Annotated in this window: 24 protein-coding genes, 1 tRNA gene and 1 pseudogene; 13 read left to right on the top strand and 13 right to left on the bottom strand. The window is 66.4% G+C overall.

Annotated features, from left to right (window positions below; genetic code table 11):
• The first annotated feature begins 136 nt into the window (after positions 1-136).
• The gene (locus tag AB0C30_RS06885) at positions 137-2,425 is read left to right on the top strand and encodes a hypothetical protein (protein WP_357940436.1); all 2,289 of its coding nucleotides are present in this window, start codon (positions 137-139) and stop codon (positions 2,423-2,425) included.
• Positions 2,426-2,480: 55 nt separating this feature from the next.
• On the opposite strand, the gene AB0C30_RS06880 is transcribed toward AB0C30_RS06885, so the two are convergent.
• From AB0C30_RS06880 to AB0C30_RS06855, 6 genes and pseudogenes are all read right to left on the bottom strand, one after another.
• On the bottom strand, positions 2,481-2,606 hold the full coding sequence (locus tag AB0C30_RS06880) for a hypothetical protein (RefSeq protein ID WP_357940434.1): 126 nt from the start codon (positions 2,604-2,606) through the stop codon (positions 2,481-2,483).
• 78 nt (positions 2,607-2,684) lie between these two features.
• Positions 2,685-3,575, bottom strand: coding sequence for a hypothetical protein (locus AB0C30_RS06875; protein ID WP_357940432.1), 891 nt, complete (start codon positions 3,573-3,575; stop codon positions 2,685-2,687).
• Positions 3,572-3,865, bottom strand: coding sequence for a hypothetical protein (locus AB0C30_RS06870; RefSeq protein WP_357940430.1), 294 nt, complete (start codon positions 3,863-3,865; stop codon positions 3,572-3,574). Before AB0C30_RS06870 ends, AB0C30_RS06875 begins: the two co-directional genes overlap by 4 nt.
• Positions 3,862-4,143 carry a hypothetical protein gene (locus AB0C30_RS06865; protein ID WP_357940428.1) on the bottom strand — a complete coding sequence of 94 codons (282 nt, stop codon included), beginning with the start codon at positions 4,141-4,143 and terminating at the stop codon, positions 3,862-3,864. Before AB0C30_RS06865 ends, AB0C30_RS06870 begins: the two co-directional genes overlap by 4 nt.
• A gap of 167 nt (positions 4,144-4,310) precedes the next feature.
• Positions 4,311-4,475 carry a hypothetical protein gene (locus AB0C30_RS06860; RefSeq protein WP_357940426.1) on the bottom strand — a complete coding sequence of 55 codons (165 nt, stop codon included), beginning with the start codon at positions 4,473-4,475 and terminating at the stop codon, positions 4,311-4,313.
• 190 nt (positions 4,476-4,665) lie between these two features.
• Positions 4,666-4,962 (bottom strand): annotated as a pseudogene (locus tag AB0C30_RS06855) (transposase); the annotation flags it as partial.
• A 538-nt stretch (positions 4,963-5,500) separates the two neighbouring features.
• Between AB0C30_RS06855 and AB0C30_RS06850 the strand changes: the two are divergent.
• Entirely contained in the window at positions 5,501-5,866 is a 366-nt protein-coding gene (locus tag AB0C30_RS06850) for a hypothetical protein (RefSeq protein ID WP_357940424.1), read from the top strand.
• 50 nt (positions 5,867-5,916) lie between these two features.
• Here the strand turns inward: AB0C30_RS06850 and AB0C30_RS06845 are convergent, their stop codons facing one another.
• Together AB0C30_RS06845 and AB0C30_RS06840 are read right to left on the bottom strand one after the other, a co-directional pair.
• Positions 5,917-6,741 (bottom strand): sugar nucleotide-binding protein, encoded by an 825-nt coding sequence (locus AB0C30_RS06845; RefSeq protein WP_357940422.1) that lies wholly within the window; start codon positions 6,739-6,741, stop codon positions 5,917-5,919.
• Positions 6,742-6,821: 80 nt separating this feature from the next.
• Entirely contained in the window at positions 6,822-7,193 is a 372-nt protein-coding gene (locus tag AB0C30_RS06840; protein WP_357940420.1) for a DUF5997 family protein, read from the bottom strand.
• A gap of 55 nt (positions 7,194-7,248) precedes the next feature.
• On the opposite strand from AB0C30_RS06840, the gene AB0C30_RS06835 reads away from it, so the two are divergent.
• From AB0C30_RS06835 to AB0C30_RS06820, 4 genes are all read left to right on the top strand, one after another.
• Positions 7,249-7,977, top strand: a complete 729-nt coding sequence (locus AB0C30_RS06835) for a LysR family substrate-binding domain-containing protein (protein WP_357940418.1) — start codon at positions 7,249-7,251, stop codon at positions 7,975-7,977.
• Positions 7,978-8,254: 277 nt separating this feature from the next.
• Entirely contained in the window at positions 8,255-9,133 is an 879-nt protein-coding gene (locus AB0C30_RS06830; RefSeq protein ID WP_357940416.1) for a potassium channel family protein, read from the top strand.
• A 1,044-nt stretch (positions 9,134-10,177) separates the two neighbouring features.
• Positions 10,178-11,632 (top strand): multicopper oxidase domain-containing protein, encoded by a 1,455-nt coding sequence (locus AB0C30_RS06825; protein WP_357940414.1) that lies wholly within the window; start codon positions 10,178-10,180, stop codon positions 11,630-11,632.
• Between the two features lie 135 nt (positions 11,633-11,767).
• Positions 11,768-11,932, top strand: coding sequence for a transposase (locus tag AB0C30_RS06820; RefSeq protein ID WP_357940412.1), 165 nt, complete (start codon positions 11,768-11,770; stop codon positions 11,930-11,932).
• A gap of 46 nt (positions 11,933-11,978) precedes the next feature.
• On the opposite strand, the gene AB0C30_RS06815 is transcribed toward AB0C30_RS06820, so the two are convergent.
• Positions 11,979-12,272, bottom strand: a complete 294-nt coding sequence (locus AB0C30_RS06815) for a hypothetical protein (RefSeq protein ID WP_357940410.1) — start codon at positions 12,270-12,272, stop codon at positions 11,979-11,981.
• 275 nt (positions 12,273-12,547) lie between these two features.
• Between AB0C30_RS06815 and AB0C30_RS06810 the strand changes: the two genes are divergently transcribed.
• The gene (locus AB0C30_RS06810) at positions 12,548-12,676 is read left to right on the top strand and encodes a hypothetical protein (RefSeq protein ID WP_357940408.1); all 129 of its coding nucleotides are present in this window, start codon (positions 12,548-12,550) and stop codon (positions 12,674-12,676) included.
• Positions 12,677-13,128: 452 nt separating this feature from the next.
• On the opposite strand, the gene AB0C30_RS06805 is transcribed toward AB0C30_RS06810, so the two are convergent.
• Both AB0C30_RS06805 and AB0C30_RS06800 read right to left on the bottom strand, forming a co-directional pair.
• Positions 13,129-13,872 (bottom strand): DUF6193 family natural product biosynthesis protein, encoded by a 744-nt coding sequence (locus AB0C30_RS06805; RefSeq protein WP_357940406.1) that lies wholly within the window; start codon positions 13,870-13,872, stop codon positions 13,129-13,131.
• Positions 13,873-14,143: 271 nt separating this feature from the next.
• Positions 14,144-15,154: an XRE family transcriptional regulator gene (locus AB0C30_RS06800; protein WP_357940404.1), complete on the bottom strand. Its 1,011-nt coding sequence runs from the start codon at positions 15,152-15,154 to the stop codon at positions 14,144-14,146.
• A 623-nt stretch (positions 15,155-15,777) separates the two neighbouring features.
• On the opposite strand from AB0C30_RS06800, the gene AB0C30_RS06795 reads away from it, so the two are divergent.
• Genes AB0C30_RS06795 through AB0C30_RS06785 form a run of 3 tightly spaced genes read left to right on the top strand, consistent with a single transcriptional unit; the run spans position 15,778 to position 17,031 of the window.
• A complete protein-coding gene (locus AB0C30_RS06795) occupies positions 15,778-15,918 on the top strand; it encodes a hypothetical protein (protein ID WP_357940402.1) in 141 nt (46 codons plus the stop codon).
• Positions 15,905-16,051, top strand: coding sequence for a hypothetical protein (locus AB0C30_RS06790; RefSeq protein WP_357940400.1), 147 nt, complete (start codon positions 15,905-15,907; stop codon positions 16,049-16,051). The genes AB0C30_RS06795 and AB0C30_RS06790 overlap by 14 nt, the downstream gene beginning before the upstream one ends.
• A complete protein-coding gene (locus AB0C30_RS06785; RefSeq protein WP_357940398.1) occupies positions 16,051-17,031 on the top strand; it encodes a GntR family transcriptional regulator in 981 nt (326 codons plus the stop codon). Before AB0C30_RS06790 ends, AB0C30_RS06785 begins: the two co-directional genes overlap by 1 nt.
• Before the next feature lie 8 nt (positions 17,032-17,039).
• Here AB0C30_RS06785 and AB0C30_RS06780 read toward each other — a convergent pair whose 3' ends face one another.
• On the bottom strand, positions 17,040-17,435 hold the full coding sequence (locus tag AB0C30_RS06780) for a hypothetical protein (RefSeq protein ID WP_357940395.1): 396 nt from the start codon (positions 17,433-17,435) through the stop codon (positions 17,040-17,042).
• 164 nt (positions 17,436-17,599) lie between these two features.
• On the opposite strand from AB0C30_RS06780, the gene AB0C30_RS06775 reads away from it, so the two are divergent.
• The 3 genes from AB0C30_RS06775 to AB0C30_RS06765 all read left to right on the top strand — a co-directional run bounded on the left by AB0C30_RS06775 (position 17,600) and on the right by AB0C30_RS06765 (position 18,584).
• On the top strand, positions 17,600-17,791 hold the full coding sequence (locus AB0C30_RS06775; RefSeq protein ID WP_357940393.1) for a hypothetical protein: 192 nt from the start codon (positions 17,600-17,602) through the stop codon (positions 17,789-17,791).
• The gene (locus AB0C30_RS06770; RefSeq protein WP_357940392.1) at positions 17,769-18,020 is read left to right on the top strand and encodes a hypothetical protein; all 252 of its coding nucleotides are present in this window, start codon (positions 17,769-17,771) and stop codon (positions 18,018-18,020) included. Before AB0C30_RS06775 ends, AB0C30_RS06770 begins: the two co-directional genes overlap by 23 nt.
• Before the next feature lie 249 nt (positions 18,021-18,269).
• Positions 18,270-18,584 (top strand): hypothetical protein, encoded by a 315-nt coding sequence (locus AB0C30_RS06765; RefSeq protein ID WP_357940390.1) that lies wholly within the window; start codon positions 18,270-18,272, stop codon positions 18,582-18,584.
• Between the two features lie 253 nt (positions 18,585-18,837).
• On the opposite strand, the gene AB0C30_RS06760 is transcribed toward AB0C30_RS06765, so the two are convergent.
• A tRNA-Val gene (locus AB0C30_RS06760) sits at positions 18,838-18,909 on the bottom strand.
• Between the last annotated feature and the right edge of the window lie 11 nt (positions 18,910-18,920).

The following is an 18,920-nucleotide window of genomic DNA, read 5'->3' as shown; positions in this document are numbered from 1 at the left end:
CTAATCCGCATTAGGAGAAGGTGTCAAGGCGTTACGGCCAGATTACGTGATGCGCACAGATCACCCTTGACACTCTCGTTCGGGCCGTACTACACATCTCCCTAATCCGCATTAGGTCGACAGGGAAGAGATCTTCATGTCTGACATCCCCCGACGCCGCTTCCTCGGCGGAGCCGTGGCCGCCGGGCTCGCCGGAGCGTTGCTCCCCACGGCACAAGCCCGGGCCGACACCCCTTCGATCTCCGCCGACGGCATCACACTGACCGCCGGCACCGACGGCGGCATCACCGTCCGCGACGGCGGCGGCGTCGAGCGGATCAGGCTCACCGGGTTCATGACCAAGGACTCCGTCACCGGCATCCAGCGCACCACCGGCGGAACGCCGTCGCTCGTCACGCTCCCGGACGGCACGCAGGCCATCCAGGTCGACTACACACTCCCCGCCGCGGCCGGAGGAATCACCGTCCGCGGCGTCTTCCGCGTCGCGGCGCACCGCGCGAAGCTCCGCTGGGAGGTCGGCGGCTCGACCACGCTGATCCCGGCCGGTTTCATGCTCGGCCGCGCCGTCGTCTCCCCCTCGGCCCCCGAGTCCTTCGCCGCGCTGACGACGTGGAACCGCGACGCCGGGGGCGGAGTGCCGTACGAAACCAATGCCGGGGTCGTCTACCAGGAGACCTGGGCCGACACCCGCGCCTACTTCCGGCTGGCCACCACCACCCCGGCCTGGACCAACGCCACCTGGATCCACGCGCCGGGCACCGGGACCGCGAGCGCGGCCGTGACGGAGGCCGACCTCGTGCTCGGCTCGATGCGACCGGCCGCGGGCGGCACCATGGGCGCGGGCCTGCCCCTCGGCGTGGAGGTCTGGACCGACCAGCCCTTCTCCCTCTGGGACGCCGGCGGCCAGGCCATGGCCCTGCACGCGGAGGTGGCCAACGGGGGAAGCGCCGCCCGCAGCGTGAAGCTGTCGTGGTGGGCGCGCGACTTCGACGGCAAGACGCTGGCCGGCGGCAGCGTGACCGGCACGGTCGCGGCGGGAGCCGCCTGGAGGCAGACCTTCACCGTCACCTCGCCACCCCGCGGGATCGTGTTCACCGAGGTACGCGCCACCGCGGGCACCGACAGCGCGTTCGCCCGCACCAACCTCGCCGTCCTGCCGCCGCACACCTATCAGGCCGGCGCCGACAGCATGTTCGGCATCGCCAACTACCCCTGGCTGCTCAAGCCCGACACCGCCGCCGTCGTGGGACTGATGCGGCGCATAGGCATCCAGCGCGTCCGTATCTCCTACGACGGCGGGCCGGGCCTGCCGCCCGCCGCCCTCGACGCGGCGGGGATCAGCCACAACATCGAACTCGCCGGAATCCCCCTGGGCGGAACGGCCGCCGAGGTCGCCGCCTGGGCCGACACGAACACGCAGAAGGCGATCGGGTCGGGTGCCGACTACTTCGAGGTCGCCAACGAGGTGAACAAGCCGTGGATGAGCGGCGAGACCGCCGCCGCGTACGTACGGGACGGCTTACGCCCGGTACGCGACCGGCTGACCGCCGCGGGAGCGCCCACCAAGGTGCTCAACGCCGGGCTGGCCGGCATGGATCACGTCTGGACCAAGAACTTCCACGACGCCGGCGGCTGGGACCTCATCGACGGGTTCGCCTTCCACCCGGGCCGGGGCAACTTCACCCCGGACTACGCGCCGCCTCCGGAGGAGTGGACGCAGGGCACCAACGGCTCCTACTGGAACTTCCTCGGCGGCCTGCGCAAGGCCCGCGAGACGATCGCGGAGTACGGGCACAAAGAGTTGTGGCTGACCGAGGCCTACGCCTGCACGAAGCCGAACAGCTGGTGGCACGACACCTACCGGCAGGCCGCGGAGAACGTCCTGCTCACCCTGGCGCTGGCCATGGCCGAGGGGGTGAACTGCGTGAACTGGTACCAGCTGCACGACAGTGTCCTGGGCAAGCCGCAGATGGCCGACCCGGCCAACCCCGAGTACCACTACGGGCTCATGAACCGCGACCTCAGCGCCAAGCCGTCCATGCTCGCCTACGCCACGGCCGCGCAGGTGCTGGACCGGGCGACGTTCGTCCGCTGGCTGAAGCCGGCCGACCCCGACCTGAAGGGACTGCTGTTCGACACGCCGGAAGGACCCGTCTCGATCCTGTGGAGCAGGAAGGACGGGTACCTGCTCAACACCGATCACGCGCCGGGCGCCACGTGGTTCGCCGCGCCGGAACCGTGGGTGGACGACTGGCCGACCAAGACGGAGCTGAAGGTGGCCGCCGCCGGGCGCTCGGTGCGGGAGCTCGACTGCCTCGGCAGGGAACGGCTGCTCACCGCCCGCGACGGCAAGGTCAAGGTCCGGCTGGACGGCGCCCCACGCATCTACTACGGCCTCACGGCAGCCCCTGACCAACTGCCCTGAGGCCTTCAGCGGCGGTCCCGGCTCCCGCCAAGGAACCGGGACCGCCTCTGACCACCTAGGCGAGATGCGGGAAGATCAGCTTCAGGTCGTGCTCGAGCTTGCTCATCAGGGTGGCGTCGTTGATCTGATCGCCGGCGTAGTGGGCCTTGGCGCTCTTCTGCTTGCCGTCACCGTCGAGCACCGTCTGGGTCGCGGTGCGCGATCCGAGCAGGGAAATGCACCAGAAATCGGCGTAACGGCCGCCATGGCGGCCGGCCCGCTAGATCCCGAGGACCATACGGATGACGTCGCGATCCTTCTCCTTTTCGGCTTCGGAGAGCAGTTCGTAGGGGCGGCGCTGCTCTTCGGGGGCCCAGTCCCGGTTGCGGACGAGCCACTTGTCGTGCACCACCGAGCTCGCCTCCTCCATGAACCGCTCGCTTCTGACGTCCACGCCGCTCGTCCGCGCCTCATCGACGAGCTGTACCCCGATGCGCGCGGACTCCTGGTTCTCGCGCTTCCAGTCGGCTGGCAGGTCGCGATAGCGCGTGTTAGCTATGTCGACCTGGTCGGTGTCGTGCTTCTTGATCCAGGCCGGGTCGCTGGTGGTCTTCACCCTCGGCTCATACGTGCCGTCGGGCAGCTTGCGCGGAGCGCGCCACGCGTCGTGGAAGCGGCCGGCGACTTTGTCGACCCTGCGGTTGGTCAGGGTCGTGGACATGCCGCGCATCAACGCCCCGAGGCGGGCGGTGATCTCGCGCAGCCTGCCAGAGACTCTGGCGGCGATGGCTCTCAGCCGGGGCAGCAGGTGGGGCGCGTACGCGACGGCCGCCACAGCGAGGGCGGCCAGCCCGGCCAGCAGACCGCCCACCCAGACCAGCGTTTCCCTGGTGACTCGCAACATGCCGGCCACGTTGGAGAGGCGGTCGGCGAGGTCGCCCGCAGTGAGGGCGATGCCGTCGCGGCCGTTCACATGGTCATCCACCGCGTCGGCGGCCGGCCCGCTGTTTGCCCCGGCCAGCCGGTGGGCGCGTCCGCTCTCCGCGGCGAGTTCCCGGTGATGGGCGGCCGCCGCGTCCAGATCGGCGATGTGCCTGTCGACGCCGTCCAGGTCGGGCAGTGGCGGGACGCCGAGCAGCGCCAGCCCGGCCGCCAATGCCTGTTCCGTCACACGTCCCGCCCACGCGAGTTGGCGAGTTCTGTGCTCGTATTGATGGCGGCCATGGCGACCTGTCCCGTTCCGGCCTGGTCGAGCGAGCCGGACAGCCCTTCACAAGCGGCGCGGAGGCCGGCCGTGAGCTCGTGGTAGCCGACCGAGAACTCCTCGTACGGCAGCGGCGTCTCGCCTCGGCCCCACCCGCCGGCGAGCCCGGAGTACTCGTCGGCCAGCGCGCCGAACGCCCGGCCCGAGGAGGCCCGCCCGCTGGCGTCGATCGTGATGCCGGTCGAGATCTCGGTCATTCCGTGATCCTCCTGAGAGTGTCGTCAAGCCTGCTGTTCACGTAATCGAAGTCCCTGTCCGCCTGAGCCTCCAACTCGTCCAGCCGCTGGAGGAGTGCGTCGAGGCCGGAGGAGTCCCGGGGCGGCTGCTCGTGCCCACGCTGCGCGGCGCGCACGACCTCCACAACCCGTCTGGCCAGCTCCGTCGAGCCGAGCCGCATGGCCCGCGGGTCGATGTGGAGGGCGGCCAGCAGCCCGTCCTCGCCCACCTCCGCCGTCACCGGCTCGTCCACCTGCACCTCCGCAAATTATGATCTTCGAGAGTCTATCCACCCGCACCACCGCCGAAGCCGACCCCGTCCAGCGTCGCCGTACCCGCTGATCCCCACGCCACCAGGGAGACCACCGGGTCACGAGCTATTCCACACCAGTAGCACCTGATCATCGTTGGGTCGGGCTCGTCTCGTTACCTGGCCTTCACCAGATCGACCCGATACCGCGTGAGCTCCGGCGCGGAACCTTCGGCCTCCTCGGTGCAGGCGATCAGGAACGGCGCCGCATCGTCCCCGCCCTCGACGACGAACCCGTCATGGCGTTCGCTGAACTCCCGCCGTCCCGCTTTGCGCAGCACCGTCCAGATAACCTCAGCGCCCCGATCTCGCACGTCCACAGGGGCCGGCGGCCCGCACGCCGTACCTGACCTCCGGTTTGTCGTCGCTCACGGACCGGACGTCAGCGAACCGAGACCTCGATCACAGAGTCTCTCTATCACCACAGGCCGGCGCTATATCAGTGGGGAATTTCTTCATTGCTACCGGGACCCCTTGGCTGGGGAGAGGCACGTTGGTGGAGGTCTTCACACTCTGGGTGTCCATCACGTACGCGGTTGGTTCGGCTTTGTTTGACACGGGCCAGGCCGGTCAGCTCGTAGTTGAGCTGGGCGAAGATTTGCTCGTCCAGCCAGGCTGCGTAGTAGGCGTAGACGGTGCTGTACGACGGACAGGTATTTCCAGGCGATTCCCGTTTGGTTGATATACAGGATCGCGTTGAAGACGTCCCACAATTCACCCGAGGCGGGCCGGCCAGTCGATGCTTGGCGCCAGGCGGTTAAGTTCGATTAACGCCCAGCGGGCGTCGGATAGGTCGCTCGGGTACGGCTTCGCTCGCTCATGGCGGAGCTGCTACCCGAGTGGTCTTCGCCTGGTTGGGAGCCTCATGCGCCAATCGAAGGCGAGCATGACGATGACGATCGTCAGGGGGATTACACAGGCGGAGATGGACGGTGCCAGCAGATGCGCCGCCACGCTCATCACCTGCAGGAGGCCGCGGCCGGCCATGAAGAACACCTCGCCGACCCGGTCGGCGCTGTACCGGCCAAGGGGCAAATGGGCCAGATGATCGCCGAGCCGGAGCGGGGTCGATCAGGCCGGGCGACAGCAACGTACGGCCCAGTTCGACGACAGCCGGCAGCGGCGCCAGGCCCGCGAGGGCGCCGATGAGCTGCAGGATGACAGCAGCGGCGAAGCGCTACGCCTCCTGGGCTTCCCCGCCGACCTGCCGGTCCGCGTCGCCGCCGTACACGCGCGGCTTCCGCTCGACCAGGTCGGCGGCCTGATCTGCCCGGACCGCCTCGTCAAGGCGGCACCGCTCGCCGACGTGGGCGTCATCCTGGCCACCACCCTGGACCCGGCCCGCTTTCCCGCGGGCGTACGCGCGGGCATCGGCGCCGCCGATAGCCCCAGCCGATCCTGGCGCCAAGCCCGCACCGCCCTCCGCTTCACCACCCTGCGCCAGCCGGTCGTCCACTACGATGACCTGGGCGCGCTGGCGCTGCTGGCCGAGATACCTCAGGACGCCTCGCGCGACAACACCGACGAAACATTCAGGACGTCAGGCGACCTGCGTACTGGCCGCAACCCTCGCCTTCTAGACCTCGCCTCTCAGACTGATGTCGCGATCACCGCTGCCCGCCACCCAGAAACCAGCCGTCACCGGAGGGTTGACCGTCACCCGGGCGGTTGACCAACGTCCGGCGGTTGACCAACGTCCGGCGGCTGACCATCACCGAAAAACTAGCCGCGACCCAGAAATTGCCGGGCGCCGCGCAGCTTGGTGTGCAGCCGCTGCTGAGTCATGGCACAGTCCAAGCGCACGTCTAGAGGACCGGGCAACTTGGTGTCCGCCCGCCGACCCGAAGGCAACTGGTCCGCGTCCAGGCCATCGCGGCGAGCGATGAGCACCCCAAGCTCGTACCGGCTCACCGCATCGGCTCCAGCGACATGATGGACACCGCGATACTCAGCTGCGGCAAGTTCCAGGAGCGCCGCGGCAAGGTCACGTACATGCACGGGACACCGCACGTCATCGGTGAACAGCACTCCTCCCGCCCTCCCGGTGGCCAATGCATGCACCAGGGCCTCGTGCGGAGAGCCGCCGTCGCCGATGATCAAGGATGTCCGGGCTATCACCGCAGCTGGCACGATCGCGTTCACCGCCGTCTCCGCGGCGGCTTTGGCCGCGCCGTACGGGCTGATCGGGTCAGGGAGGCACGTCTCGTCATAACGAATCGCCGCGCCGGAGAAGACCGCGTCGCTGGACACATGGACGAGGCGCCCACCCACCGTGGAGACGGCCAGAGCCACATTCACGGCACCGATCGCCGTGGTGGTCCAATCCGCCTGCCGGTACGCGGCGTTGATGACCACCTCAGGCCGGAAGGCGCCGATCAGCACCTCGACGTCCTCTCGTCGGCGCACATCGAGCGGCACCCACTCAACGCCGAGGATCTCCCCGGACCGGGTCAGATACGTCGCGGCAACCTCGTGCCCCGCCAGCGAACACTGCCGAGCCAGCTCACGCCCGAGAAGCCCACTACCACCGACGATGAGGATCCTCACGGCCGGTCACCCTAGCCGATCAGCCACTCCCAGACGCCCACCGGACGCACAAGAGCCCGTACCCCCAAAGGGAAAATTGTCTAGCGTTGCTTGAGGCGGAGTGCTTCTTTGCGAGCCTCGGCCTGGACGGACCGCTCGCGCTCCAGCCACGCGGGGTTCTCCGCCTTCAGCGCATCGATCTCAGCGGTGGTGAGCGGCTCGGTGATCCCGCCTCTGGTCAGGCCGGAAATGGAGACCCCGAGCTTCGCGGCGACGACCTGCTTGGGGTGCGGGCCGTTGCGGCGCAGGTCAGCGAGCCAGGCGGGTGGCGTCGACTGCAACTCGTTCAGCTCGTCCCTGGAGACGACACCCGCCTGGAACTCGGCGGGAGTGGCCGAAAGGAGGACACCCAGCTTCTTGGCCGCGGTCTCGGGCTTCATCGTCTGGATGCTCTTCGATTTGGACGAGGTCATGGCGCCAAGCGTAGTCAGTCGGAACGGGTTCCCCTGACATCGGTAGTCTGTGGAAGTGACTGATGGGGAGACCGGCAGGGTGTTCCGGCTGGCGTACGTGCCCGGGGTGACACCCGCGAAGTGGGTCAACGTCTGGACCGAGAGGATGCCCGACGTCCCGATCACCCTCGTCGCGGTTCCCGCCGCCGAGGTGGTGGCACTCCTGCGGGATGGCGGCGCCGACGCCGGATTCGTCAGGCTGCCGGTCGACCGTGACGGGCTCAGCGTGATCCCTCTCTACGTGGAGACCACAGTGGTCGTGGTACCCAAGGACCACGCGGTGACCGCCGCCGACGAGGTGGCCCTCGCCGACCTGACCGACGACGAGGTGTTGCACCCTCTGGACGACGCCATCGAGTGGGCGGTCCGGCCCGGGCAACCCGCGTTCACCCGCCCACCCACAACGGCGAACGCGGTTGAGCTGGTAGCGGCAGGCACCGGACTGCTCCTGGTTCCGCAGTCACTGGCACGCCTCCACCACCGCAGGGACGTCACGTACCGGCCGGTGCCGGACGCGCCGCAGTCCCAGGTCGCACTGGCCTGGCCCAAGGACGCGACCACTGACCTGGTGGAAGATTTCATCGGCATCGTCCGCGGCCGCACAGTGAACAGCTCACGAGGCCGTACGCCCGCCTCCCCCGCGGAGAAACCGGCACAGCGGCAGGGGCAGAAATCCGCCAAGAATGGCTCCGGCCGCCGGGCCGTACCGGCCGGCCGCAAAAGGAAAGGCAACCGACCTCGGTGACCTGCGTCCCCGTGACCTGGTGAGAGGCCCGGCCGCCCGGCGCTCTCCTCCAGGCTCATGCCGACACGCTGCCCCTCGCCGTCATCGATCTCGTGGACGCGTACTCGTTCTGCCACTAGGACAGTCTGGTACACCTGCGATACGGCGAGTCTGCGTTCACCAGCGGTGCCTGCGGCCTAGGCTCCATGCGCAGCCCGGCTCGGGCGGCAGATCACTCCGGCCTTGGCTGCACGGGTCGCCTCGCCGCTCCACACGACACTCACCGCGGGAGAGATGAATGGGGTGGTTGGTCTCGCTGCTCGGGGCCACGCTCATCATGGCCGCCCTACGAGATCTTTTCCACACGCTCTGGCACCCCACCCGCCATGGAGGTCTGAGCCGGCTCGTCATGGCCGCGTTGTGGAAGCTGGCCCGGCATCTCCGAGCGCGCAAGCGTGTGGTGGGTCTCGTCGGGCCGCTCGCCATGGTCACGGTGGTCGGCATGTGGGCCGTCACCATCATCCTGGGCTGGGCCATCGTCTACTGGCCCCACATGCCGGAGGCGTTCGCCTTCGCGCCCGGTTCCGCACTGTCGCAGGAGCCGGAACTGCTCAACTCCGTCTATCTGTCGCTCGTCATGGTGGCCACCCTCGGGCTCGGAGACATCGTGCCCGCCGAAGGCTGGCTCCGCGTGGCCTCGCCCCTGGAAGCCGTCATCGGCTTCGTCCTCCTGACGGCCACCGTCTCCTGGGTGCTGGAGATCTATCCGACGCTGACCCGCCGACGGGTGCTCGCGATCCGGTTGGCGCTGCTGTACCGCTCGGACCCATCCATGCAGCAGCTCGACTGCGCTGCAGGTGCGTCATTGCTGGCAAGCCTGGCCACCGAGGTGGTACGCGTCCGCATCGACTTCACCCAGTACGCCGAGGCGTACTACTTCCATGACGGTGAGGACCACTCGTCTCTGGCGGCCACGATCGGCTATGCCACTCACCTCGCCCAGCGCGGGCAGGCAGCCCGACGGGCAGATGTGCGTCTGATGGCCACCCTGCTCGCTGGTGCGCTGGAAGACCTTGCCACCATCCTTGACCAGCGTTTCCTCCACACGGATGGAACACCCGCTGAGGTATTCGCCGCGTACGCGGCCGACCACGGTCGCGCCCTCACCGGGGCCTGAGCGCCCTGCCCGGTGAGCTCGCGACCGTCGGTGCTTACGCACGACATCGCTCTTTGTCAGAGCTGTCGGCAAGTTCCAGCACGGGGCGCGACAGCGCATCCCGCGAGAAGTCCGCTTCCCATCGGGCGACCCCTGTCGAGCAGTTTCTGTTTTTCGGCCACGAGTCGGCGGACGACAATGTCGGCACAGCGGGCGAGATGTCTCTTGCGATCAACTGACCGAAGATCTCTCCTGCCACGGAGGTCTTGCCGACCCCAACAGGTTCACCGTCCTCGCACAGGCGGAACAGAGCGGCGACCGCATGCGGGCTGGCAGCAAGACGACTTCGCGGTCTACGTCTGGCGATCCATCCGGCGAAAGGGCGGCACCAAGACAGTCAAGCCTCGTAGGTCACTCACGTTCCCCCGGCGTTGCGTGGACGCGCCGCGCCTGCCACTTGCCCAAAATCAGATCAGCGACGCGGCCCGACGATCAGCGGCCGCCACCGAAGTTCTGCGGAACGCAGGACATGCTCGCGTCTACGGGGGAAGTACTTTGCTCAACACGACAGCGCGTCTACAGGTCAGGCGACCTGCCAAACGTCCGCTACGGGTGAGTCTGGTGATGGGGCTCACCAGCGTGGCGATGACGGGCACCGGGTCACCGGTCTGGGCCGGACCGCCAGTTGCCGCCGGATTCTCGACCCGGCAAGCCGCACAGCCATCCACACCATGCGGCCCATCTCCGGAGGTGGAGTTCTACCAGGATGAGGTCCCGCAGCCGAAGGTGGCGACGCCTGACAACACTCGGTATGGCCATGACCATTACACCCTCACCGCCCACGTGGGTAGGCATTCGTTCTCTCCAGCGAACGACTGGCCTGAAGTAACCACACTGGGTTACAGCGCTTCCGGTGGCAGCGGCAGTGGCAGAGGCGGCAGTAGCAGCAGCGCCAGTAGTAGTAGTAGTAGTAGCAGCAGTAGCGCCAGTAGTAGTGCCAGCAGCAGCGCCGACGGCGGCAGCGGTGACGGTGGCGGTGGCGGTGGCGGTGGCGGTGACGTCGAGATGGACTTCCTCGGCCCGACGATCGTCACGCGAGAGAACCGGCCGGTCGACGTGAAGGTGATCAACGCCTTGCCAGCGGCGGGAACCCAGATATTCCCGTTCGACCAGCCGAACAACGACAACAGGCTCACTTTGCACCGTCACGGCGGCCTGCAGCGGGCAGAAAGCGACGGAGCACCCGCCCCCATCGGAGTGGAAGTCCCACCCGGCGGCTCGCAGACCCAGCACTATCCGAACAACCAGGCCGCAGCACCCCTGTGGTACCACGATCACATTGACGCGCAGACCTCGTACCACGCGTACGAGGGGCTGGCAGGGTTCATCCCCAACACCGACCGGCGGGAGCGCCAATTCGGCCTGCCCACCGGCGCCTTCGCCAAGGCTTACGTGCTGCAGGACAAGTCCTTCAACGCCGACAAGACGCTGTGCTACAGCCACGCCGATCCCGAATTCTTCGGCGACCTCCCCGTGGTCAACGGTATCGTCGCGCCGAAGCAGACGGTGGAACCGCGGCGGTACACCTTTACCTTCATCAATGGGTCAGATTCCCGCTTCTACCGCCTGAGCCTGAGGCAAACCAGCGGCTCGACGGCCTCTGCTCCCAAGATGACCGTGGTGGCCGGTGACTCGGGTTACCTACTTCACCCCGCTGTGGTCACCGAGCTGCTTGTCGCCCCAGGCGAACGGTACAAGGTGGTCATCGACTTCACGGGCCACCGTTCACAGAACTGGGTGCTGGCCAACAACGCTCCGGCGCCCTTCGGCGCGCTGGATGGCGTGGATCCCACCGGGGCTGGGATTCCACAGCTCATGCGGTTCGACGTCGGCCCTTCGACCCGCTGGCCAGACCGCTCCCGAGTTCCGCGTACGCTGCCGGAGACCAACAACCAGCTCCCACCCGCCGCCCTCCTCGCCAAAGCCAGACTGCGGACCGTGCAGGCCGGCGAGGTCATCCCCGGCGCCCCGCAGCTCGGGGACAAGGTCCAGTTGCTGAACTACGGTCCGGCCGACACGGCCACCGAGACACCGCAGCTGAACTCAACGGAGGCATGGGCCATGCGCAACCACAGCCCAGACGCTCATCCGATCCATCTGCATCTCGTCGAAATGCGGCTGATCGGCCGTTGGCCCGTCACCAAGTGGAGCGACCCCGACCCTGACACCGGCAACCAGATACCGTTGGAGATCGGACAGTTCGTGCCACCGGCTCCTTACGAAAGCGGCCCGAAGGAAACGTTCGTGTCCCCGCCCGACTTCATCACCGTCTGGACGAGCAAGTTCACTGTCGGTGGGTCATCCGTCTGGCATTGCCACATCATGTCCCACGAGGACGGAGCGAGCACGGGCGGCGCAATCGAGATGATGCGGCCGCTGGTGATCGGCAACAAGCCGCAAACCCAACTGCCGCTGGTCCACGACCAGGTCCAACTCGACGAGTTGATACGCCGGCCATAGAAAGAAACCCGGTGGCCCTCCAGCCTGGAGGCCACCGGGTTCTCCCAGTCTCACGACGCGCTACAAGGTGAGGTGCCCAGAAAATTCCGGACATTCGGCTACATAAGATGAGAGAAGTCTGGAAGAGGTAGGTGCGTGACGAGGCGTCGTAGACAGTTCTCGCCGGAGTTCGAGGAAGAAGCCGCCCCCATGGTGCTGGAGGGTGAGCGGACGGTCGCGTCGGTTGCGCACGAGCTCGGGATCAACGCGAGCACTCTGGGCAGCTGGGTCAGTCGGCATCGGATCGCGACTGATCACTGACTATGAGATTCCCGACGATCTGATCGCTGCCCAGCGCGCCTGTTGATCAGGGGATGTACACCTCGTAGTAGAAGCCCGCCGGATAAGGGCCACCTCCGCGGAACCAGTGGCAGTAGGCGAGCCCGGTGTATTGACCGTTCTGCGCAGCGTCCTGGAAGGCGAGGTCGCAGTCAGCCATGGTCTGGTACGGGCCCTGCAGGTACCAGTCCGGGGTCGGCCAGCCCGCGGCGGCCACGGCCGCGCTGGTCTGGGTGGCGGCGAGGGCGGGTGCGGTACTGGCCAGGAAACTGGCGCCCAGCGCCACGGCGAGTACAGCGGAATGTAATCGGCGGATCTTCATTGTTGGTGACTCCTCACATTCGGGAAGGAGAACACCTTCAGGTGATCACCGGCTACGAGCAATCGTCAAGAGCAATAGTCAATACCTGTGGATCGGTTTGGGTGCTGCTGAGTCAGTGAAGTTGTCCGGTCCGGAGCAACTTCCGGCGTGCGGCCAGGTGGGACAGCTCCACCAGGAAGGTCGGCTTTCCTGGTCTGCACTTCCATGATCTACGGAATACCGGAAACACCATCGCTGCCAGCTCCGGCGCGAGCCCCAAAGATCTCATGCAGCACATGGGACATGACTCGGTCCGGGCCGCGCTGGTCTACCCGCACAGCACGGCGGAGGCCGACCGGAAGATTGCCGACGCGATAAATTCCAAGATCGCCCGGGACGCCGATGGACCCTCCGGCGCCGACTAATGACACGAAGCCCCGTTTTCATGATCGAAAACAGGGTGTTCACACAGGTGGGCGGTAGTGGGTTCGAACCAGTGACCACTCGCGTGTAGGGAGCCATGATCTCTTGGCTGTACGTCTGGACCTGCACCCCCATACCTGGGGGGCGCTTGATACGCCATGATCGGTTCAGTCGAATGGCACGCAAATGGCACAGCGATCATGCCTCTGATGTGGGGCTCGCTTGCGAGATCTGGCACGGCATGGCACGGCCTTGCGGCATGCAGATGGCACGAAAGCGAACCTGGCACCCCTACGGGCGATCCACCCGCATGGGGCGAACTGCCGACGGTTTTACAGGGCGTCACCAGATCCGGCTATGCACAGCTTCTGAACCTGCGGTGCAGTCGAATGGCGAATCACTAGCCTCGAAGATCGTTCCGTGCATGTTCCGGATCATGATTCAACGGCGGACTCTACCGGTAGTCCTCATGTGTGCCGGCCGCAGCTGGCCCGATGTCGGTTGGCAGGTGGCTGACGGCCAGCGATACTGCATCCTGTGCTGTCGTGGTTTCCCCCAGCACTGCTCCTCGCCACAACGCTTTTACGACGTAACCTCCGCCCCTGTGGGCTTCCAGGCACAACACGTCGGCCGAGAACCGGAAGCCAGCGATCGTTGAGAGCCGCAACGACCAGTGGCTCGTATAGGGAAAGAGCTGCCGTAGCTGGGGCTCGGCATAGGCGGCTTCGATCAGTGCGCGGTATTCGGGCCATGGCGCTTCTTCCGCGTCCTGCCGCATCCACTGCCACTGCGCCGACGCTGTTTGAGCCGGGCCCTGCTCGGCCGCCTCGGCCAACCGGCACAGTTCGACGAAGGGCACAGAACGTTGGATTACGCGTAGCGGTGTCTTATCCCGCCACTCCTTTGCCGCCTTGGCGATCTCGGACAGTTCTTGCGCGGTGCCTGAGACCAGCTCAATGCCTTGTCCCCAGCCGTTGATCGACCAATACCGCTCAACGTGTCCGGCACGGACTTCAAGGGCGTCGCGAAGCGGTGTCGTGCTAGGGACACTGGCGTAGAGCAGGGGCTGCCGCTCGTGGGCTGTCACGGTGCCGAGTTCGAACCCTTGCTCTGTGGCCGCTTTCAGCAGGGCCGCAGCCAGACTCCCCAGAGCCGCCACATTGGGATAGAGATCAGCCGGGTCTGGGAACGTCGTCACGGTCCGAGTCTGCCAGCGACCGTCCGCCTTTGGGTGGCACAGAGAGATCCCACGCAATCCGGTGGGCCAGGGCTGAGGAACGAAGCCCTGGACCGTCAATCGCCCCCAACCACGACGGCGGCCAGCCACGCGTGGCGATCGTAAGGGCCCCATCTGTGCGGCGGCGCGGCAACCCCGGCCGAAGCGTTCGGCCAGTACGGCCCGATCCTGGAGCCGGAGATAGCCTAGAATGCCTGCACTAGAACAACTGACCGATACTCCTGAGCTACGATTAATCGAGCAGTTCCGGACGTCGACTGGTGAGAGCTCCACGAGCTGTGACAAACCGTTCGTGAAACTCCTCTGCGAGCGCTGCGCGGCGGTAGCGCTGCCGTAGAACGCGGTCCAGGTCTCCTGCGCGGTTGACCAAGTCCGTAAGGGAGCGTCGGTCGATGTCGAACGCGGCCAGACCCTCAGCAACCGCCATGTCGAGATCGCCACGCCGGGCGTGAACTATGCCGAGGTCTATATGGGCGTCTGCCACACGCATGGGAGCGTTGGAGGTACCGTCCGGTCGAGTGTGCATCTGAATGGTTTCGCGGGCGTGTTCTTCAGCCCGATCGTTGTCAGCGAGCCAGGTGTAGCAGGTAGCGGCGTAGAAGACCCACTTGGCGTGGTCGAAGACAAAGTGGTGGTCTGACCGGTCGGGTATGGACAGATTGCCGAGCACCTCAGCTCCCCAAGTCAGGGCACGGTCGGCTTCGCGGCGGTCACCGACGCGGGCCAGGCCGCGAGCCTCTTGCAGGGTGAGTTGGACCATGGCGCTGCTCGTGCCGGCCACGGCTTGGCCCATGCGGGCGGCGGTGACGGCGTCTTCGTAGCGGCCTTCGACGAGGGCGAACCACGCTGACATCTCATATGCCCAGCCCATGAGTTCGCCGTGTCCGACCTGGCGGCCCATCTCGAAGGCGGCGCGTCGGGCCGTTTCGGCCTCTTCCCTCTCCCCCAGGTCGTAGTGGACACAGCCCAACAGGGCAGTAAGCCAGCCGGTAGTCACGAGCAGTTCGCGGTGCTGGTCCAGGGTGAGGCGTCCGGCAAGCAGGTGGTTAATCTGCGCCAGCCGCTTTTGGGTGCGATCTCGTAGGGTGCCTGCGGGTACGACAGGGTAGGCGCGACACAGCAGATCGACGGCTTCCGCGAGTGCCTCCAAGGTGCCCGTTCCGACGTCTGATGCCTGGAGTTGCTGAGCAAGCTGCATCGTCCCGTACAGGTCGGCTTCGGCGCGTAGTGCGTCAACGGGCATGACCTGGGCTTCGATGAGACGGCTCTCGTTCTGCCTCCCCCTGCGAGAACCCGAGCTCTTCCGGTGCCTTCCCGGTCAGTTGGGTCAGCGCGATCCGGTATTCGGTGCGCGGCCACCGGACTTCGCCTGCTTCCCAGCGCCGGATCCGCTCCTCGTCGCAGGCCAACCTTTTAGCGACACCAATGGGCGTGGCATTGAGCTTTTCGGCCATCTGCGCGGCTGAGCTGCTCTTGGTTGCGCCAGGCGCGTAGGCGAACGTTCGGGATGTAGTCGGGCATCTGCGGGTCTTCCTCCCGGCTGGAGGCTCGAAAGGGGAGAACAAGGGGGCCGTTCAGGGGTCCTGCTCAGACGCGGTAGCCGGTGGACCTGTCATCAATCAACCACGGTACGTCACGCGCCTCCCGCCACAGGGAACGCCGGATGAACGAGGAGATGGCGACGGTGATCCGGCCAGACGAGACAAGCAAGACGTCGCCCCGCCCTGCTTGCCGGGGGCGCGGGATCAAGCTGCGCGACTCGCGCCGTGCGCTCCTCATCGGCGACACCGACAGAGATCAGATCTCGAGTGAGGAGCGGGAGTGTCTCGACTGCCTCGGAGACGGCCGGGCCGAAGGGAGCGAAAGATGAACTCGATCATTCAAGCAGCGGTGACCGGCTTCTTGCAGGGCCAGGAAGAGGGCGACATGCTCGTCCGGCTGCGTGACCAGCTCACGAACCTCGGCGTCAACGCCGAGCTGCGGGACAACAACAGTGCACAAACGTGAGCCGGGGATGCCGGTGTGGGTGTTCGTCGGGTACGGCGGGGCCTACTACTCGTGGCAGAACGCCGAAAGGCGGCACCCAACCAGTGATGTGGAGGGTGCGGCGAACGTCCTGGCTGAGTACATCGCCAGGTGATGACGGGCGCGGCGCGGCGAGCTTGGTCCCTTCCGGAGGGGGTGGGGGCCGTGGCCTGGTCTCGTCGCGCCTCCCCCGGCAGGCAGATGCAGTGGCGCCCCCGTGGCAACCTTCCCGCCCCGGTCACTGCACTGCCTGCCGGACTTCTCGCGTTCGGCTCCCGCTGTCGGCAACTACGTGGACAGTCGGCGACGAGCCGGATACGCTCAAACTTAGTAAAACAACCTGTCGGCTGTTGGACGGTCAAGATGTCGCTAGAGTCCGTGCCGCCTAAGTATGCGCAGCTTGTGCACACTCTTCAGAGGCGCATCGAGGCGGGAGACTACCCACCGGGCACGATGCTCCCCAGCGAGAACCAGCTCATCCAAGAGTTCAGTGTCTCCCGTCCCACGGTGGTCGCGGCCCTTCGCGTTCTGCGTGAGCAGGGCTGGATCGAGTCTCAGCAGGGCAAGGGCCGCTTCGTGCGCGGTCGTCCGGCGATGGCTTCTGTTGAGCAGAAGCGTCCAGGACAGGCGTACCTGACCAAGCCGGAGACCGAATCCGCGGGCGAGGTCGTCGAAGTCGGCGCGGTCGCCGTACCGAATCGGGTCGGCGTGCTGCTCGATGTGCGGCCCAAGAGTAAGGCGTTCGTTCGGCGACGATTGATCACGCGAGAAGGCGAGCCGACTGAGCTGGTGTCGCTCTGGCTGCCGTTGGAACTGTCCGAGGGGACGGATCTAACCAGCGGCGAGCCGTTGCGGCAGGGCTTCCGCGAGCATCTCCAGGCGCGCAAGGGCGTGCGTTTCGATCACATCGTGGAGCAGATCACCGCTCGCATGCCCTCTGCTGACGAGGTCAAGCAGCTTGCCATGCCGAAGAACCAGCCACTTTTGGCCGTCTTCGGTGCGGTTCGCGATGCCTCCGGCCGGCCTCTGGCAGTCGTAGAGGTTCTATTGCCCGCCGACCGGCACGAGTTGGAAGACGCCTACCCGATCGCCTGAGGCCACGCTCATCCGCCGGGACAGTCACTGTCTCCGCCGCTGTACTCGGCGCAGTAGCCGGATGGCGGAGGCGGCGGAGGGCGTCGCAGCTCCACCTGGCGTGCGTTCATGTACACGCTCCCCTGGACGAAAACTACGCACGCCACTGCGATGAGACCGAAGATCCAAGCGCCCGTCACTCTGCGGGTGAAGACACAGATGCCGGTGGACAGGACGGGCGCGGCGATGAAGATCACCGCTGCTGCGGTCGTCCACGCGTTCACTTTCTCACTGTCGACTTCGGGGAACTCCAGGCTTGCTTCAAGCGAGTGCCAGAAACACAGCGGTACTCCGATGAACCAGATGAGTGCCAGGAGGCAGAGAACTACACCGCTGACCTTCACTGGCTCCGTATCTGCCTCCACGATTAAGACTATTTCGTCCAGTTCTGCGGTGAATGAAGCACGAGAGATTCACGATTCCGCACCAAAAATTCTCTTAGACACTTGACCTAGCAAGTTTGAGCTGCCTAATCTCATAGCATCACTTGATAGGTTAAGTGACTGCCAGTCAAGAGAGGAAGAGCCTTATGGCTCTGCAAGGCCCCATCCCCGTCACCTTCGCCATGGTCTTCCCGCACGGCTGCTACATCGTCGGCGAGGTCGAGCCCGTCAAGGACTTCGACGCCTCCGCCAACAGCCGGTTCGTGCAGGCCCGCGACAAGCAGCCCGCAGAGCTTGGTCTGGCAGGTCGCGGTCATGGACGGCGACCCGACCCTTAAATCCGCCCAGAAGACGGTGGCGGTCAAGATCCTCGCACCGGTCCAGCCGGTGCCGCCGTCCCCGATGCCGGGGCTGCCGTTCGCACCCGTCGAGTTCGACGCCATCTCGGTCACGCCGTACGTCAACGGCAACGGCCGCCTCGCCTGCTCCATCAAGGTCCGCGACATGCACGGTCCCCGCCAGACCGCCCAGCCCACCCAGGCCAAGGCCGGAAAGGACGCCGCCTGATGACCTGCCGCCGTACCCCACGCAACAGCGTGATCCGGCTGACCACGGAAACGCCGCCCGCACGCTCAACCACCCGTTCACCCGCCGTGAGCCCGTCCTGGCGCTCGACTTCGGCGCCACCTCCGTCCTGGTCACCACAAACGGTCCCGTGACGGCGGAGGACCTGGAGTTCGCCCGCGAGGCCCACCGCTTCGCCCGCTCCATGGAACGCAGCTTCTACGGCCTGCCCGGCGGTCAGGGGGTGGCGGCGTGAGCGAGCACCGGCCCTACACCTACGTCACCTTGTCCATGCGACCCGACTCCGACCCGCACGTCGGTGCCTCCTTCCACACGCCGCGCCTGCAGATCCGCGCGGGACTGCTGGTCAGCAATCCGCGCCCGTACCTGGAGTTCGCCTCTCACGAGGCCAACGTCCACATCTCCACCACCGGGTCCGGGCCGGTCACCGACGCCGACCTGAGCATCGCCCGCGAGATCTTCAACGCCGCCGCTCGCTACCTGGCCGACTGCGAGTTGCTGCACGCCGAAGAGCCGGCCGAGGACGCCACCGACACGGCGGCCTGACACACGAAGCGGGACCGCTGGAAGCGGCAACTTCCGGCGGCCCCTCGGTTCTCCCCTGACCGCACATCACTAGAGACTCGGTCCGGGCCGCGCTGATCTACCAGCACAGCACGGCCGCGGCTGGCCGGAAGATCGCCGACGCGATGAATGACAAGATCACCAAAGACGCCAACGGATCTTCGAAAGAGAGCCACGGCGCAGGCTAATGGCACGAAGCCCCGTTTCCATGATCGGAGACGGGGCTTTCCACAGGTGGGCGGTACTGGGTTCGAACCAGTGACCCCTCGCTTGTAAGGCGAGTGCTCTACCGCTGAGCTAACCGCCCCTGATCGGCAC

The sequence above is a fragment of the Nonomuraea sp. NPDC048901 genome, from assembly GCF_040649695.1.
Classification (GTDB): domain Bacteria; phylum Actinomycetota; class Actinomycetes; order Streptosporangiales; family Streptosporangiaceae; genus Nonomuraea.
The sequence above is the reverse complement of the archived record's forward strand: the minus strand, read 5'-3'. Positions and strand labels throughout refer to the sequence as shown.

What these genes read in the sequence shown, in the direction of transcription:
- AB0C30_RS06885 (WP_357940436.1), top strand. Translation starts at nt 137, where the DNA reads ATGTCTGACATCCCCCGACGCCGCTTCCTCGGCGGAGCCGTGGCCGCC.
- AB0C30_RS06870 (WP_357940430.1), bottom strand. Translation starts at nt 3,865, where the DNA reads ATGACCGAGATCTCGACCGGCATCACGATCGACGCCAGCGGGCGGGCC.
- AB0C30_RS06840 (WP_357940420.1), bottom strand. Translation starts at nt 7,193, where the DNA reads ATGACCTCGTCCAAATCGAAGAGCATCCAGACGATGAAGCCCGAGACC.
- AB0C30_RS06830 (WP_357940416.1), top strand. Translation starts at nt 8,255, where the DNA reads ATGGGGTGGTTGGTCTCGCTGCTCGGGGCCACGCTCATCATGGCCGCC.
- AB0C30_RS06825 (WP_357940414.1), top strand. Translation starts at nt 10,178, where the DNA reads ATGGACTTCCTCGGCCCGACGATCGTCACGCGAGAGAACCGGCCGGTC.
- AB0C30_RS06815 (WP_357940410.1), bottom strand. Translation starts at nt 12,272, where the DNA reads ATGAAGATCCGCCGATTACATTCCGCTGTACTCGCCGTGGCGCTGGGC.
- AB0C30_RS06810 (WP_357940408.1), top strand. Translation starts at nt 12,548, where the DNA reads ATGGGACATGACTCGGTCCGGGCCGCGCTGGTCTACCCGCACAGCACG.
- AB0C30_RS06800 (WP_357940404.1), bottom strand. Translation starts at nt 15,154, where the DNA reads ATGCCCGTTGACGCACTACGCGCCGAAGCCGACCTGTACGGGACGATG.
- AB0C30_RS06795 (WP_357940402.1), top strand. Translation starts at nt 15,778, where the DNA reads ATGAACTCGATCATTCAAGCAGCGGTGACCGGCTTCTTGCAGGGCCAG.
- AB0C30_RS06785 (WP_357940398.1), top strand. Translation starts at nt 16,051, where the DNA reads ATGACGGGCGCGGCGCGGCGAGCTTGGTCCCTTCCGGAGGGGGTGGGG.
- AB0C30_RS06775 (WP_357940393.1), top strand. Translation starts at nt 17,600, where the DNA reads ATGGCTCTGCAAGGCCCCATCCCCGTCACCTTCGCCATGGTCTTCCCG.
- AB0C30_RS06770 (WP_357940392.1), top strand. Translation starts at nt 17,769, where the DNA reads ATGGACGGCGACCCGACCCTTAAATCCGCCCAGAAGACGGTGGCGGTC.